Raw genomic sequence first — 13,989 nt, 5'->3', positions numbered from 1 at the left:
CTGAGAGCCTTATGACCAGCCGCTTCGGGATTCGCAGGAAGCTGATCATTCCCCAGGCGCTGGATCCCTGTCGAGCAGATCACCGAAGTGCCCGAAGACCCAGTCGTCGATCATCTTCGGATACGCGTTGATCAGGTCCCAGGGAAGGGGCTCCCGCCATTCGTCGAGGTGGTAGCCCCATGCCGAGACGATGTTGTCGCCCGTAGCCAGGTCCGAGACCGCGGTGCGCAGGCGTGCTGCATGCACGAGGATGTGCTTGTCGCGCACGGCGGAGATGTCGCCGACGCCGGCGCCTTCGTGTGCGATGAAGTTCCGTGCTTCCCTGGCCCGCCGGAGAATGTCCGCAGGTTCTGCCGACACCGACATGTGTACGACGAGCTGGCGCAGTGTAGGGCCGAGCATCTCGTCCTTCGGCAGCGCAGCGATGATGTCCTCGAACGTGGCCATCGGATCAGCGGCGTCGTGCGCCTCGATCAAGTTGATACAGCGCACGATCCAGCGGCATTTCGTTTCAAAGGCGTTGGCGAGGTGGAGCGAGCGCCCTGCCGAGAGGAACAGCGCGTCCAACAACTCCGGCTCACGCGGGGGCAAGTGGCCCAGCGACCAAGTCATGCTTGTACCGTAATAGCCCTGTCCATCGGATTTCCGGCAGTCTCTCGACGCGCACGATGACGGTATTGCCGATTGGTGTTTACCGTCGTGTGGCCTCCCGTGTTTCAGCAGATGCGGGGCAGCTGCTCCCCGAGCGGCATGTCCACGACGCGCCGGGCGCCCACCAGGGTGCGGAGCGTTACACGTCCACGCGGTCCCTCTGGGAGCACCTCGCCGATCCGTACGGCCTGCGCGCCTTCTGGACGGGAGCGCAGGGCCGTCAGCGCGTCCTCGGCCGCTGCGGCGTCGACGAAGGCGACCAGACAGCCCTCGTTGGCAGCAGCGCGGCGTCCTCCATCGGGTCGCTCGGTCCGCCGAGGGCAGGCAGGACCAGCGCGTCCAGGAGCTCGGCGGTGAGCCGCCCTCCGGCGCCGTGACCGAGCAGGACTCTCTCGTCCTCGTGGTGGGGTGTGGGGCATACGACGGTCATGACCTCGACCCTTCCTTCGTGCGGCCGGCCGCGTAGAAGGCGGCACAGGTGCCCTCGGCGGAGACCATCGGCGCGCCGAGCGGATGGCGGGGCGTGCAGCGGGTGCCGTAGGCGGTGCAGTCGGTGGGCAGGCGCGCGCCGGTGAGGATCGCGCCCGCGATGCATTCCGCGTCCTCGACCGGGCGCAGGCCGCCCACGGCGAAACGGCGGGCGGCGTCGAACCGCGCGTAGTCCTCGGCGAGTTCGAGCCCGCTGTCGGGCAGCGCCCCGATGCCCCGCCAGGCCCGGTCGGTGACGCGGAAGACCGTGCGGACGGCGTCCTGCGCCTCGGTGTTGCCGGACCGGCGCACGGCCCGTACGTACTGGTTCTCCACCGCATACCGGCCGGACTCCAGCTGCCGGACCGCCATGAGGATCCCCTCCAGCAGATCCAGCGGCTCGAAGCCGGTCACCACGATCGGGACGCGGTAGCGGGCGGCGATCGGCTCGTAGGCGCCGACGAGGCCGTGGTCGGCACCACCGTCGACCACCTCACCGAGACCTACCGCGCCCACTACCGGCCATGGCGTTGGCCGGCGCGGTGGTTTCGAAGCCGACCGCCAGGAAAACAACCTCACGTTCCGGGTGGGCGGCTGCCAGGCGTACGGCGTCCATCGGTGTGTAGACGACGCGTACGTCCGCGCCGCGCGCCCGCAGGGACAGCAGGTCTGTGCCCGTGCCTGGGACCCGCAGCATGTCGCCGAAGCTGGTGAAGATCACTCCTGGGCGTTCGGCGATGGCCATGGCGCGGTCCAAGGTCTCCAGCGGAGTGACGCAGACGGGGCAGCCGGGGCCGTGGATCATGCGGATGCCGGCCGGCAGCAGCTCGTCGATGCCCTGACGGACCAGGGTGTGCGTCTGGCCGCCGCACACCTCCATGATCCGCCAGGGGCGCGTGGCGACGGCCCGCAGCTCGTCCAGCAGACGCCGGGCGAGCACAGGATCGCGGTACTCCTCCAGGTACTTCATCGGTAGGTCACATTCAGCCGGACGTCCACGACGCCCTCGACGGAACGCACCGCCCGCGCGATCACGGGAACGAGTCCGCGGTCGGGCAGGGATCCCGCGATGGTGACCGTGCCGTCGGTCACCGACGCCTTCAGCGTGTCACCAGGAGGCAGCAGGTTGAGCACGCTGTGCTGGATCTCCTCGGCGATCTCCTCGTCGGGGCGCAGGAACACCTTCAGCAGATCGCTGCGGCTGACCACGCCTTGCAGCAGGCCGGCACGGTCGACGACCGGAAGCCGTTTGACGTGCCTGTGGGCCATGATCCGGGCGGCCTCGGCGACGGTGGCGTCCGCATGCACGGTCACGGCCGGGGTGCTCATCAGGTCGCCCGCCGTCAGCGCGCTCGCCTTGATCCGCTCGGCGAGGTCGCCCCGTTCGGTGTCGCGGAACTCCTCCTTGGCCAGCAGGTCCGCCTCGGAGACCACGCCGACCACACGGCCCTCACCGGCCAGTACCGGCAGGGCGCTGACCTTCCACTGGGCGAGCAGCTCGACGATCTCCTTGAAGGACGCCTTGCTGCCGACGGCGACGACGGTGTGCGTCATCACGTCGCTCACGGTGTACGGGGATTCAGGCATCGCGGCCTCCTCAGGTTCGGACGACGGTGAGGTCGAGGAAGTGGGTGGAGCAGGAGATGCACGGGTCGTGGTTGCGGATGGCCCGCTCGCACAGCCGCGTGAGCTCCTCGTCCGTCGAGTCCCCCCTGGTGATTGCCGCCTGGGCGATCCGGACCAGGTCGTCCTCGATGGCGCCCTGGTTCTGCGCGGTGGGCGGCACGATGCGGGCATCGGTGACGGTCCCGTCGGCGTCGGGCCGGTAGCGGTGGTAGAGCAGGCCACGCGGTGCCTCTGTCGCACCGTGGCCGGTTCCGGCGATGGGCGGGACGTCGACGTATGGGCGCGGCGGGGGTTCGTACGCGTCGATGAGGCGCAGGGCCTCGTCCACGGCGTACACCACCTCGACGGCGCGTACGAGGATCGACTGGTACGGATTGCGGCACACGTGGCCCTCCACCGCGTTGCCGAGCCCGGCCTCGCGGGCCGCTTGAAGCGCCGTACACGACAGCAGATGCCCGCTGATCGCGAACCTGGCGAGGGGGCCTGTGAGATGGCGACGTCCGTCGAGGCGGGAGTGCAGCGCTGTGGAGTGGGGCACCTGCTCTTCGTGGACGTGGTCGAGGAAGGCGGATGTCTCGAAGGTGGTGCGGTCGCCGTCGGTGCGCAGCACCATCGGGGTACCCCGCTCGATGGCGTAGGTGTCAGGGGACGCCAGGGCCAGGAAGTCGGCGTCGACGGCGGCGTCGGGGATGTCGAAGCCGGCCGCCCAGCGCACGGTCTCCCAGGCGTCGTGGGAGGCTCGGCGCAACCGCTCCGCGAGCGGGCGCAGTTCGTCGCGCGTGGGCGCGCGGTGGAAGCCGCCGAGCCGGACGTTGACGGGATGGATGGCCCGGCCGCCGAGGAATTCGAGGAGCGCGTTGCCCGCCTGCTTGAGCCTCAGCCCTCGCTCCACGGCACCGCGGTCGGTGCGGGCGAGGACGATCGCGCTGTCGCGGCCCAGGAAGTCCGGGGCGTGCAGCAGATAGATGTGCAGGGCGTGGCTCTCGATCCACTCGCCGCAGTACAGCAGCCTGCGCAGGTCTCGGATCGACCGGTCGACGGTCACGCCGCAGGCGTCCTCGATCGCCTGGCAGGCGCTCATCTGGTACGCCACCGGGCAGATGCCACACACCCGGGCGGTGATGTCGGGCGGCTCGGTGTAGGCACGGCCACGCAGGAACGCCTCGAAGAAGCGGGGCGGTTCGTAGATCCGCAGCCGCGCCTCCTCGTCCCGGTCACCGGCCAGACGCAGCAGCAGGGCACCCTCGCCCTCGACGCGGGCGAGCGAGCCGACGCGCAGGACTCGTGAGCCTCGATGGGTCATGACTGCCCCTCCTTCGCGAAGGCGGTGGCGTTGAAGGTGCGCAGGACGCGCTCGACGGCGCGATCGTCCATGCCGTCCCGGTGCAGCAGCGGGATCAGCGCCGGCAGGTTCGCCGACCCGGACGGACCGAAGCAGCCGTAGCAGCCACGCCCGTACGCCGGGCAGATCGCCCCGCACCCGGCATGCGTGACCGGCCCGAGGCAGGGCGTCCCGTGGGCGACGGTGACGCAGACCGTGCCACGGCGCTTGCACTGGAAGCACACGCTGTGGTTCGGGACGTCAGGCTTGCGCCCGGCAAGGAACGCCGTGACGACCTTCAACAGCTGACCGCGGTCGATGGGGCAGCCGCGCAGCTCGAAGTCGACGTCCACATGGGCGGACACGGGGGTCGAGGTGGCCAGCGTCTCGATGTAGTCGGGCCGGGCATAGACCGTACGGCGGAACTCCTCGACGTCGGCGAAGTCGCGCAGCGCCTGGATTCCGCCGGCGGTGGCGCAGGCGCCGATGGTCACCAGCACGCGGCACTGCTCGCGGATCTCCCGGATCCGCCGGGCGTCGTCCGGTGTGGTGACCGAGCCCTCGACGAGCCCGAGGTCGTACGGGCCGGGCGTCACGGCGCTGGAGGCCTCGAAGAAGTGGGCGATCCGCACGCGGCCCGCGAGGGCGAGGAGTTCGTCCTCGCAGTCCAGGAGCGTGAGCTGGCAGCCGTCGCAGGACGCCAGTTTGAACACCGCGAGGGTCGGAGCGGAGGACATGGTCACAACTCCCTTACCGCAAGCAGATCTTCGGCCCGCTCCCAGTCGTTCACCGGCCCGTCCCGGCACAGCAGGACACCGCCCAACTGGCAGTGGCCGCAGTGCCCGGTGGCGCAGCGCATATTGCGCTCCAGCGACACACGGATCCGGTGCGGCGGGAGTCCGCGGCCGACCAGATCGCGGGCGGTCGCACGGATCATCACCTCGGGGCCGCACACGAAGGCCGTCGTGTTGCCGGCCGTGAACCCGGCGTCATTCAGCAGGGTGGTGACGAGACCGACGTTGCCGCGCCAGGCGGGGGAGGGGCGGTCGACGGGGACCACGCAGTGCAGCCTCCGGAATGCCGACCAGGCCCGGAGCTGACCGGCGTAGAGCACGTCGTCCGGGGTCCGGGCACCGACGAGCAGATTCAGTCGACCGTAGGCATGCGGGGCGGCGAGTGCCGCGACGATCGGTGGCCGCAGCGGGGCGAGACCGATGCCGCCCGCAATGACCAGCAGTTCCTGGCCCATCGCCGCGCCCAGGTTCCAGCCGGTGCCGAACGGGCCGCGCAGGCCGACGTGGTCACCCGGCAGCAGCGCGCTCAGCGCCGCCGACACCGCGCCGACCGAGCGGACCGTGTGGACCAGCTCTTGGTGGCGTATGCGGGACACCGAAACGGGGATTTCCCCGACACCGAACGCGTACACCATCGCGAACTGGCCCGGTGCGAAGGGCGCGAGCCTCGCCCCGCCCGCCGGTGCCAGCGCGATGCTGACCGTGTCGGCCGTCTCGGGCCACACCCGGGTCACCTGGTACGGCAGGGGCACGTCGCTCATGGCATGCTCCCGCTCCCGTACGGGGCGTACAGGTCGAGCAGTCGAATGCGCGACCTGTGCAGCCGGTCGGCGACCACCTGGCCGACCCAGACCGCGATGGCGCGGCCGAACTCGGCGTCCTGCGCGCACAACGCCCGTACGGCCTGCGCGTCGAACTCGTAGGCCCGCACCGGGCTCATCGCCTGCGCGCCCAGGTGCCATGCGTACGGCGGGAAGTGCCAGGACCAGCCGACCAGCTCACCGTGTCCGAGGGACTCGATGACGGCGGCGCGACGGCCGGGTACGTGCAGGTCGAGGGCGACCGTGCCGGTCCGGATGATCCAGAACCGGTTGGCGCGCTGTCCCTCCTCGAACAGGCGGGAGCCCGCCTCGAAGGAGACCTCGCGGGCGATCCGCATCAGCCGTTCGCGGTGCTCGGCCGGAAGGGTGCGGGCCAGGGTGGTGGTGGAGGTCATGGTTCCGGCTCCTTTGGTGTAGCTGGTCGCAGCCGCTGCGCGAGTTCGTCGTGCAGGGCCGCGGCTTCGTCGGTGATGTCGATGCCGACCGGGCACCACGCGATGCAGCGTCCGCAGCCGACGCAGCCGGAGCTGTCGAACTGCTGGTGCCAGGTGGAGAGCTTGTGAGTGAGCCACTGCCGGTAGCGGCTGCGGGCAGAGGAGCGCACCGGGCCGCCGTGAAGGTGGGAGAAGTCCAGGTCGAAGCAGGAGTCCCAACGCTGCCACCGCTCTGCGTGGTCGCCGGTGAGGTCGGTGACCTCCTCGGTGGTGGTGCAGAAGCAGGTGGGGCAGACCATGGTGCAGTTGCCGCAGGCCAGGCAGCGGGCGGCGACGTCGTCCCAGCGGTCGGCTTCAAGGCTCTCGCCCATCAGCGTCCGAAGATCCACGGGCGGCATGGACCGGCCCATCCGCTCCCGCGCGGCGTCAACGGCGTCGCGTGCAGCGGTCAGCGTCTCGTGATCGGCCGGCCGGGTAGGGAGTTCAGCGAAGAGGTCTTCCCCGGCGTCACTGCCGGCCCGGACGAGAAATCGATGACCGGTTTCGTCCACGATCTCGGTCAATGCGAGATCGAACCCCTCGTCGGCTCCCGGCCCGCTGCCCATGGAGACGCAGAAGCAGGTGGCTCCCGGCTCGGTGCATTCGGCAACGATGAGGAAGGCCCCCGTTCGCCGTTCCTGGTAACCGCGGTCGCTGTAGCGGCCCCCCGTCAGCACCCGGTCCTGGATCGCGATGGCACGCAGGTCGCAGGGGCGGACGCCCAGGAAGGCGTACGACGGCGGATCAGGGTGGTCCTTGCTGACTGACAGATGCCCGTCGGCCGTACGGTCGGCGCTCCACAGCTTCTCCCGCTCGGGGTGCAGGAACGCCTTCCAGGACTGCGGGCCCGTCGTGTGCGCGAAGGCCGCGCCGTCCGCACGTGGAACCAGTCGGTAACGGCCGGCCTCGACACGGGTCCCCCAGCCGAAAGGCAGTTGGTCGGCCGACGCCAGCTCGGCCAGCACGACCGCTCCGTCCCGCACGGTCGGACCGACGACCGTGCGTCCCTGCGCTCGCAGGGCCTTGACCAGGAAGTCGAGTCCGTTGCGATCCAGGACGGCGGTCGTGCGGCGGTCTGACATTGTCCCCTCCGGGATGCGAAGTCGCGGTCGCGCAGACTCGGCCTATCCAGTACGTTCCGACCCGCTCCCGGAGCGCCAGAGGCGATTCGATCCGAGCTGATCCTGTTGCAACGCCCTTCGGTGTTACAAGTAGTCACAGTCCGAGCGTCTGCGCTCTCAGAGGCGGCTCGGCGGAGACCCCGTGGAGCATCACGTCGGCAGTAGGGTCCGGAAGCGGTTGGACGACCGGCATGGACCTTTGCCATCCTCATCGACCCCTCTTCGGACTCCTTAGGACCGGCAAGGCTCCATGCGTGCTGACTGGCGCTTTTCTCACTCCGACACCGGCACCCTGACCGTCAGGACACCGTTCTCGTACTTCGCCGTCGCATGGTCGCTTCGGGCCCCGGTCGGCAGAGGGGTGACATGACCGAAGCGGGCTTTGCTGTTCTGCTTCGTTGCCCCCTCGCTGAACCCCGCACGCAGGGTCAGGAAGCCGTTCTCAACGGTGATGTAGAAGTCCTTTGCAGGGTCCATTCCTGGAATCTCGGCCCGCAGCACAAAGATCCCGTCCGTCAGGCGTTCTTCGACGTGCACGCCGCGCGTTTCCGGATCCATCTCGAGGAAGCCTGCCTCCACCCAATCGGACGACTCGAGCGGTGTGGCCCGGCTGAGGATGTGTTCAATCGTGCTGCTCATGACGTGCTCCTCTTCATCCGCACATCCAGACTCACCCAGCGGGGGCTACGGCGCATGAGCCAGCCGGCCCCTTTGTACGCACCGATCGGCCCCGGCCAGCCGATCACTCCTGCAACCGCTGTGGACCACTCGCTCCCCTCGGCACTCTCTATGCCACAGGTGTCGCCGATCCGGTCATCGCCGGGTGGGCCGATCCCTACCCCTGCGACGTCAGCACGCCGGGCATGGCGCGGTTCCGGGAGCCCGAGCCGGATCTTCCCCGCCCCGGCCAGATCTCGTCGACTGACGTCTCGCAAGGGCTAATAAAGCCATTGCCGTTTTATCAGCGGGTTCGTGTCACAACAGGGCCACTGATCGGGTGGGCAGGTCGGTGTCCGTAACGCGCAATCTCAGCTCATCGACATAAGGACCTCCTTGATAAGGACCTCCTTGATAAGGACCTCCTTGATCAGCGGTGTCCTATGCGGCGAGGTCGAGGTTGAGGATTTTGGCGGCTTTGCTGATGGAGCCGGGCATGAGGTGGCGGTAGATCTTGAAGGTGATCTCGATGGTCTTGTGGCCCATCCACTCGGCGACGTCGGTGATGGGGATGTTGTGGGTGAGGCAGTTGGAGGCGAAGAAGTGGCGCAGGCCGTAGACGACCATCCCGTCGGGGATGTCGATCTCGCCGGCCTTCTTGATCCGCTGCCACTGGTTGGCGATGTGGTAGTGCGGGAACGTGCGGGACGGGTCGCTCGGGTGACGCAGCAGGTAGCCGTCGACGGTGCCGTGCTTGTCGGCGTACCACTCGATCGTCTGCCGCACGCGGGCGGGCAGGGGCACGTCGCGGTACTCGCCGGGCTTGCGGTGCTTGAGCCGCTCGTACTGGCAGGTGGTGCGGTTGACCTGTTCGGTGATGCGGTAGACGTCGTCGGCGACGATGTTGTCCAGATTCACGGCGAAGGCTTCACCGTTGCGCATGCCGCAGCCGCTCATCAGGTCGGAGACCAGCAGGAAGCTGTCGTCGCCGGCGGTGCGTATCTCGCGTAGCTGCTCGGGTGAGGGGATCACCACCCGCTTGGGGTCGTACTGCGGCGGCTTCACCCCGGCGACCGGGTTGTCGTCGAACAGGCCCAGCCGGTTCGCGTCCAGCAGGATCGCCTTCAGCTTGTCGAACGCGTTCGCCTGCGCGGCCAGGCCGATGCCGTTGCGCTCCAGCGCCTGGATGAAGCCCTCGACGACCTTGTGGTCGAAGGTGTTCATCCGCCGGCTGCCCAGCAGCGGCAGCAGATGGATGTTCAGCAGCGACTCCAGATGCACCATCGACGCCGGCCCCAGGTCCCGCTGCCCGGCCTTCCACTCCGTGGCGTACTCCTCGAACCGCATCGCCCCGTACCGCGCGATCCGCTCCGCCTTCGCCTGCCCCCGCGGGGCGGCCTTCTTCGCGTTGTAGATCTCCGTCAAACGCGCGATCGCCTGGTCCTGGGTCGAGAACCCGGACTCCTTCACCTGCTTACCCGCCGCCGACCGGTACCGGATCTTGTACGCGTGCGGACACCTCGACCACCGCGACCGCGGATGCTCACACTCCTTGAAAAACGAACCCATCCCACGAACCAGGGCGGTGGAACTCACGGTTGACGACTCCTCCGGGACCGATGCTGACACTTTGCTAACCGTCGGCGATCCGGAACGCCGCTGACCTGCACTGATGTAGCAGGGTCCGCTATGTTCTGGAACTGGATCGGACGGTCCCAGGAGGAGATCGAGCAGGCGCGGCGGGACTGGATGGAGGGGACGAGATTCGGCGAGGTGAAGGGGTACGACGGTGCGCCGCTGGCTGCGCCGGAGCTGCCGGTGACGCGGCTGAAGCCGCGGGGTCGGGTGCGTTGATCTGCGGGAGGCGGACACCTCCCTCGGCATGAGCCGGAATGCGGGGGGCGTGGCATGACGTCAACTCCCTAGCGGTCCCGGCACGGATGGGACACGCTCGCCGGCGGACCGCTCAAGAACGAGGAGTCGGCATCGCTGCCGTCGCCGCATCGTGGCGCACCTCCGGCATCGACGGTGTCGGCCGGTGACGCCGGCGACGCAGCCAGACGTACACCGCCAGGCACGGCAGCAGCAGGCCGAGAAGGGTGAGTACGACGAAGGCGGTGAGGCTCTCGATCCGTCCGACCAGCCAGGCGAAGTTCTGCCCGAAGAAGCCGACCACGACGGACAGCGGCAGGAACACGGTGGCGAGGATCGTGAGCTGTTCCATCGTGGCGCTCTGCCGGAGATTGATCTTGTTCTGCTCGACGGAGATCACCGCGATGTTCGCTTCCAGGACAGTGGCCAGCAGGTCGCGCTGGGCGGCGACCTCCTCGTTGACCAGCGTCAGGTGGTCGTGCACGTTGTGGAAGTACGGCAGGAGCTCGGACGGTTGCTTGCCGGGCTGGAGCTGCCGGGCGAGTACGGCGAGCAGCGGGTGCACGGCACGGTAGAAGTCGGTGACCTCGCGGCGCAGGAAGTAGATCCGTTCGGTCGGGGCGACCGCCCCGGAGAACACGGTGGCCTCGATCTCCTCGATGTCGCGGTCGAGTTCCGCGACGACGGGCGCGTAGCTGTCGACCACCTGGTCGAAGATCGCCCAGAGTGTCGATGAACTGCCGGCTCGCAGCAGCTCGGGGCGATGTTCGAGTCGGCCTCGGGCGCCGTGCAGTTCGCTGGCGACGCCCTGGCGAACAGTGATCACGAAGTGCTCGGCGAGGAAGACGCTGATCTCGCCGGTGTCGATCTCCTCCCGCTCGTCGTCGTAGCGCGCGGTGCGCAGAATGATCAGCTCGGTTCCGTCCTCGTACCGCTCGGCCTTCGGCCGCAGGTGCGGGGACCTGGCGTCCTCGACGGCGAGCTCGTGCAGTCCGAAGCACTCGCGCACCTTGTCCATCTCCTGCGGACCGGGCTCGAAGAGGCCCAGCCAGACGAAGCCGCCCTGCGTGCAGCGCGCGGCAGCCTCCTCCAGCGGCATCGGCCCCTCCTGCTGCCGGCGACCGTCGCGGTAGTGTGCGCAGTCGACGATCATGGCGCTCCTCCTCGCGTCGGGCCGACGTGCACCGCAGGTCGCTCTCCAAGGCGTGGCGCGCGCCGCTCCTGCTCTACAGCCATGGTTGCCTCCGACGGTCACACCCGCACGGCACACAGGGCCGCCGGGCACCCCGGGCAGTATCACCAAGACCCCTCCTCGACGAGGAGCGCACGGCCGAGCGGGAGTCCGAGCGTGCCCGGGCACGGCTGCTGCTGGACGTTCTGACGCCGATCGTCAAGGCCTGGCCGTCGCAGTGCCTGGCCGCCAACGACCTCGCCATCCAGGTGCACGGCGGCTACGGCTGCACCCGGGAGTACAACGTCGAGCAGTTCTGCCGGGACAACCGGCTCAACCCCATCCACGAGGGAACCCACGGCATCCACGGACTTGCCCTGCTCGGCCGCAGGGTCGTCCTGAACGTTTTGGGACAACCATTTGGCCATGCCATGGGTCTCCCAGGTGATCACGTCGTGATCGCACTGACGAGGAGACCATCATCACCGCCATACGTAAGACCCTGACCGCCACCGCAGTCGTCGGTGCCGTGCTGGCAGGTTCGGCTGCCTGCGGCACCGTGGAGCAGCTCTCCGCGGGGAGGAAGCTCGAGCAGGCCTTCGAGAAGCTGGGCAAGGAGAAGACGATCTCCTTCGAGCTCGACCTGGACACCGACGCCGAGACCCTCAAGACGCTGGACGCCTCCTCGGACCCGGAGCCCGGCGAAGAGATCCCCGACGAGGCCGCCGACCTGCTGAGCGGCGCGAAGATCAGTGTCACCGTGCAGTCGAGGAAGCCGATCGACGAGTCCGGGGAGAAGGACTACGTCGGTATGGCCATGAAGGTCAGCACCGAGGACGGCGACCTCATCGAGTACCGGATCGTCGGTGACTACACCTACATCCGCTCCGACATGGACTCCGTCGGCAAGGCACTGGGCGCCCCCGTCCCGTCCGCGGAGGACCTGCCCGCGGAGGCGGGCGGGCTCAAGAAGGTGCTCGAAGGCGAGTGGGTGAAACTCGACACCAAGAAGATGGAGGAGACCACCGCCGAGATGGGTGCCGAGCCCGGCGCAGAGCCCGAGCCGGAGCCCACCCTCGACGCCAAGACGCAGAAGAAACTGCTGGAGGCGCTCCGCAAGACCGTCGCCGGCGAGGTCGACTTCAAGACCGCCGGGGAGAAGGACGGCTCCGAGCACATCACCGCCACGGCTCCGTTCCGCACCCTCATGACGGAGTTCCTCGGCGAGATCCGCCCGTTCGCCAAGAGCCTGCCCCCGGGCATGGACCTGCCCACGGACAAGGAACTCAAGGACGCCCCGAACACCGACGTCACGGCCGACTTCACGCTCAAGAACGGCGAACTGACCGAGGTCCGTGTCGACCTCGCCAAGCTGGCCGAGAACGCCAAGGTGAAGAAGCTGGGCCTGGTGGTGCGCATGAGCGAGGGCCAGAAGCCCACGGCCCCGGCCGGCGCCACCGAGCTCAGCATCGAAGAGGTCCTGGGCGGGTTCGGCGCGGCGATGATGGGGGCGGAGGCCTGACCACGCCCCGCCGTTGGACCCGGTGTGGGAGGAGGTGGTGGAGGCGTCCTACCGGCCCCTCTCGGACACCAGCCTGCTCGTGCAGTGGGCGGCGGAGGACTCCTGGACGCTGGGTCTGGAGGAGGCCGACCTCCGGGTGCGCTACTGCGCCAGAGGCATGGACGAGGCGCATGAGGCCGACACCCGCGGGGACGCCGAGGCGCCGTACGACCACTACCTCCTGCAGTTCTGGCCCGCCCCGCCCGCACCCGACCGCATCCTGAAGCAGACCGCGCGGATCGCCGCCTACTGGCACGGCTACGCCGCCGAGCAACCGCTCCCTCCCACCCCCGCCGAACGCGCCGAGGCCGAACGGCGTGCCCGCCTCACGCAGGGGGACGAGGAGAGGGAGCGCCTGCTCGCCCACGCCCGAGGGGAGTGGGGCGGCCGACTGCCGAGCCGGGCCCTGCGCCAGGTCGGCGGCAATGTGCAGGGGCTGCTCCCCTTCGACCCGGCCCTCGTCCACGCCCTCGACGACGCCGGCCCTCCCTCCAGCGTGCCGTGGCCGTGCTGGCGGCGCGCCGGGCGTGCGAGGTGGCCGGCCTCAGCGGCTTGGACTGGATCGCTGCGGGCCTCGCCGCGCTGGACCAGGGGCGTCCGCTGCCGCCGCCGTTCGACGCCCCGGACCGCATGTGGCGGGCCCTGGACAGCGACCCGCGCGTCCCCGACCGTACGGTGGCCCAGGCGGTGGCGCCCGAGCCGTCGCGGACACCCGAGGTCCGGCTTCCCGCGCAGGTGGCCGGCCCCGCGGCCGCGCTGATCGAGTCGTCGGGGGCCCTGGGGACGACGTCGTACACCGGAGGCCTCAGGCTGTCCCAGCCGCACATGGCGCTCCCCGCCTTGCTCGCCGCCGCCGAGCCGGACCCCCTCCGGGCGGCCCTGGACGCGGTGCACGCGGCCGTGACCGCCTACGGCGAGGACTACCCGAGCCTCCTCGCAGAGGTGCGGGCGTGCCTCGAGGTCACGCGGCCGTGAGCCGCAGGCCCGTCAGCAGTTCCGGGTGGATACGGATCGCGTGGTCCATGCCGCGGTCCAGCCAGGGGTGGAGCAGCGCCTGGTAGCGGGCCAACTCGCCGGGGTCCGTGACGAGGTGGGCGTAGCCGGTGACGACGACGCTCCAGCCGGCGTGGCTGTCGGGGTCGCTGCAGTCGGCCTCGTAGGCGACGACGACGCCTTCGCCGCCCGCCGCCCGCCGCCCCCGTCCGCAGGGCGAGGGCGGCGCCCGTGTGGGTGCGGATGACGATGTCCTCGCCGTCCATCACATGGTTGACGGGACGGATCTGTGCCGGAGCGCGGCGGAGACCAACGGCCCTCCGGATCGGGCTCATCGGCCCGCCGGATCGGGACCATCGGCCCCGTCGTGGCCCGGGGGCGTTCGGCCCGGCAACCGGCCGCCTCTCGGCCCTACCGGCGAGGCGTCGACGTCCTCGCTCTGAGCACCGCGGCCTTCGCC

At 69.5% G+C, this 13,989-nt stretch carries 15 protein-coding genes and 4 pseudogenes; 5 read left to right on the top strand and 14 right to left on the bottom strand.

Annotation, left to right across the window (positions count from 1 at the left end; all coding sequences use genetic code 11):
* Positions 1-45: 45 nt before the first annotated feature.
* The 12 genes and pseudogenes from RKD23_RS04855 to RKD23_RS04800 form a co-directional block, all read right to left on the bottom strand.
* Positions 46-612 (bottom strand): hypothetical protein, encoded by a 567-nt coding sequence (locus RKD23_RS04855; protein WP_424852480.1) that lies wholly within the window; start codon positions 610-612, stop codon positions 46-48.
* A 104-nt stretch (positions 613-716) separates the two neighbouring features.
* A pseudogene (locus RKD23_RS04850) lies at positions 717-929 on the bottom strand (hydrogenase expression/formation protein HypE); the annotation flags it as partial.
* Positions 872-1,081 carry a hypothetical protein gene (locus RKD23_RS04845; RefSeq protein ID WP_424858446.1) on the bottom strand — a complete coding sequence of 70 codons (210 nt, stop codon included), beginning with the start codon at positions 1,079-1,081 and terminating at the stop codon, positions 872-874. The gene RKD23_RS04845 and the pseudogene RKD23_RS04850, both read right to left, overlap by 58 nt.
* Positions 1,078-2,089: pseudogene (gene hypD / locus RKD23_RS04840) on the bottom strand (hydrogenase formation protein HypD). Before hypD ends, RKD23_RS04845 begins: the two are co-directional and overlap by 4 nt.
* A complete protein-coding gene (locus RKD23_RS04835) occupies positions 2,086-2,706 on the bottom strand; it encodes a CBS domain-containing protein (RefSeq protein ID WP_424852479.1) in 621 nt (206 codons plus the stop codon). The pseudogene hypD and the gene RKD23_RS04835 overlap by 4 nt, the downstream one beginning before the upstream one ends.
* A gap of 10 nt (positions 2,707-2,716) precedes the next feature.
* On the bottom strand, positions 2,717-4,048 hold the full coding sequence (locus tag RKD23_RS04830; protein ID WP_424852478.1) for a Ni/Fe hydrogenase subunit alpha: 1,332 nt from the start codon (positions 4,046-4,048) through the stop codon (positions 2,717-2,719).
* Complete coding sequence (locus RKD23_RS04825; protein ID WP_424852477.1) at positions 4,045-4,803, bottom strand: oxidoreductase; 759 nt, start codon at positions 4,801-4,803, stop codon at positions 4,045-4,047. The genes RKD23_RS04830 and RKD23_RS04825 overlap by 4 nt, the downstream gene beginning before the upstream one ends.
* Before the next feature lie 2 nt (positions 4,804-4,805).
* Positions 4,806-5,621, bottom strand: a complete 816-nt coding sequence (locus RKD23_RS04820) for an FAD/NAD(P)-binding protein (protein ID WP_424852476.1) — start codon at positions 5,619-5,621, stop codon at positions 4,806-4,808.
* Complete coding sequence (locus RKD23_RS04815) at positions 5,618-6,076, bottom strand: Crp/Fnr family transcriptional regulator (RefSeq protein WP_424852475.1); 459 nt, start codon at positions 6,074-6,076, stop codon at positions 5,618-5,620. The genes RKD23_RS04820 and RKD23_RS04815 overlap by 4 nt, the downstream gene beginning before the upstream one ends.
* Entirely contained in the window at positions 6,073-7,236 is a 1,164-nt protein-coding gene (locus tag RKD23_RS04810) for a 4Fe-4S dicluster domain-containing protein (RefSeq protein WP_424852474.1), read from the bottom strand. Before RKD23_RS04810 ends, RKD23_RS04815 begins: the two co-directional genes overlap by 4 nt.
* 312 nt (positions 7,237-7,548) lie before the next feature.
* Positions 7,549-7,914 (bottom strand): Hsp20/alpha crystallin family protein, encoded by a 366-nt coding sequence (locus RKD23_RS04805; RefSeq protein ID WP_424852473.1) that lies wholly within the window; start codon positions 7,912-7,914, stop codon positions 7,549-7,551.
* Positions 7,915-8,373: 459 nt separating this feature from the next.
* Positions 8,374-9,402 (bottom strand): tyrosine-type recombinase/integrase, encoded by a 1,029-nt coding sequence (locus RKD23_RS04800; protein ID WP_424852472.1) that lies wholly within the window; start codon positions 9,400-9,402, stop codon positions 8,374-8,376.
* Between the two features lie 219 nt (positions 9,403-9,621).
* Here RKD23_RS04800 and RKD23_RS04795 point away from each other — a divergent pair.
* A pseudogene (locus RKD23_RS04795) lies at positions 9,622-9,786 on the top strand (pirin family protein); the annotation flags it as partial.
* Positions 9,787-9,898: 112 nt separating this feature from the next.
* On the opposite strand, the gene RKD23_RS04790 reads toward RKD23_RS04795, so the two are convergent.
* Complete coding sequence (locus RKD23_RS04790) at positions 9,899-10,957, bottom strand: magnesium and cobalt transport protein CorA (RefSeq protein ID WP_424852471.1); 1,059 nt, start codon at positions 10,955-10,957, stop codon at positions 9,899-9,901.
* On the opposite strand from RKD23_RS04790, the gene RKD23_RS04785 reads away from it, so the two are divergent.
* The 4 genes from RKD23_RS04785 to RKD23_RS04770 are packed head-to-tail and all read left to right on the top strand — an operon-like array spanning position 10,939 to position 13,511.
* A complete protein-coding gene (locus tag RKD23_RS04785; RefSeq protein ID WP_424852470.1) occupies positions 10,939-11,481 on the top strand; it encodes an acyl-CoA dehydrogenase family protein in 543 nt (180 codons plus the stop codon). The genes RKD23_RS04790 and RKD23_RS04785 overlap by 19 nt on opposite strands.
* A 23-nt stretch (positions 11,482-11,504) precedes the next feature.
* Positions 11,505-12,497: a hypothetical protein gene (locus RKD23_RS04780; protein ID WP_424852469.1), complete on the top strand. Its 993-nt coding sequence runs from the start codon at positions 11,505-11,507 to the stop codon at positions 12,495-12,497.
* A 13-nt stretch (positions 12,498-12,510) separates the two neighbouring features.
* Positions 12,511-13,296 carry a hypothetical protein gene (locus RKD23_RS04775; protein ID WP_424852468.1) on the top strand — a complete coding sequence of 262 codons (786 nt, stop codon included), beginning with the start codon at positions 12,511-12,513 and terminating at the stop codon, positions 13,294-13,296.
* On the top strand, positions 13,272-13,511 hold the full coding sequence (locus RKD23_RS04770; RefSeq protein ID WP_424852467.1) for a hypothetical protein: 240 nt from the start codon (positions 13,272-13,274) through the stop codon (positions 13,509-13,511). The genes RKD23_RS04775 and RKD23_RS04770 overlap by 25 nt, the downstream gene beginning before the upstream one ends.
* Here RKD23_RS04770 and RKD23_RS04765 read toward each other — a convergent pair.
* Positions 13,498-13,849 (bottom strand): annotated as a pseudogene (locus tag RKD23_RS04765) (pyridoxamine 5'-phosphate oxidase family protein); the annotation flags it as partial. The gene RKD23_RS04770 and the pseudogene RKD23_RS04765 overlap by 14 nt on opposite strands.
* Positions 13,850-13,989 lie beyond the last annotated feature (140 nt).

It is taken from the genome of Streptomyces sp. SAI-170, from assembly GCF_049739565.1.
In the GTDB taxonomy this organism is placed as follows: domain Bacteria; phylum Actinomycetota; class Actinomycetes; order Streptomycetales; family Streptomycetaceae; genus Streptomyces.
Note: the sequence above shows the minus strand (reverse complement) of the source record. Positions and strands in the feature narration are given on the sequence as shown.

Excerpts from the sequence above, each read along its gene's own strand:
- RKD23_RS04855 (WP_424852480.1), bottom strand. The coding sequence starts at position 612 with ATGACTTGGTCGCTGGGCCACTTGCCCCCGCGTGAGCCGGAGTTGTTG.
- RKD23_RS04845 (WP_424858446.1), bottom strand. The coding sequence starts at position 1,081 with ATGACCGTCGTATGCCCCACACCCCACCACGAGGACGAGAGAGTCCTG.
- RKD23_RS04835 (WP_424852479.1), bottom strand. The coding sequence starts at position 2,706 with ATGCCTGAATCCCCGTACACCGTGAGCGACGTGATGACGCACACCGTC.
- RKD23_RS04830 (WP_424852478.1), bottom strand. The coding sequence starts at position 4,048 with ATGACCCATCGAGGCTCACGAGTCCTGCGCGTCGGCTCGCTCGCCCGC.
- RKD23_RS04825 (WP_424852477.1), bottom strand. The coding sequence starts at position 4,803 with ATGTCCTCCGCTCCGACCCTCGCGGTGTTCAAACTGGCGTCCTGCGAC.
- RKD23_RS04820 (WP_424852476.1), bottom strand. The coding sequence starts at position 5,621 with ATGAGCGACGTGCCCCTGCCGTACCAGGTGACCCGGGTGTGGCCCGAG.
- RKD23_RS04815 (WP_424852475.1), bottom strand. The coding sequence starts at position 6,076 with ATGACCTCCACCACCACCCTGGCCCGCACCCTTCCGGCCGAGCACCGC.
- RKD23_RS04810 (WP_424852474.1), bottom strand. The coding sequence starts at position 7,236 with ATGTCAGACCGCCGCACGACCGCCGTCCTGGATCGCAACGGACTCGAC.
- RKD23_RS04805 (WP_424852473.1), bottom strand. The coding sequence starts at position 7,914 with ATGAGCAGCACGATTGAACACATCCTCAGCCGGGCCACACCGCTCGAG.
- RKD23_RS04790 (WP_424852471.1), bottom strand. The coding sequence starts at position 10,957 with ATGATCGTCGACTGCGCACACTACCGCGACGGTCGCCGGCAGCAGGAG.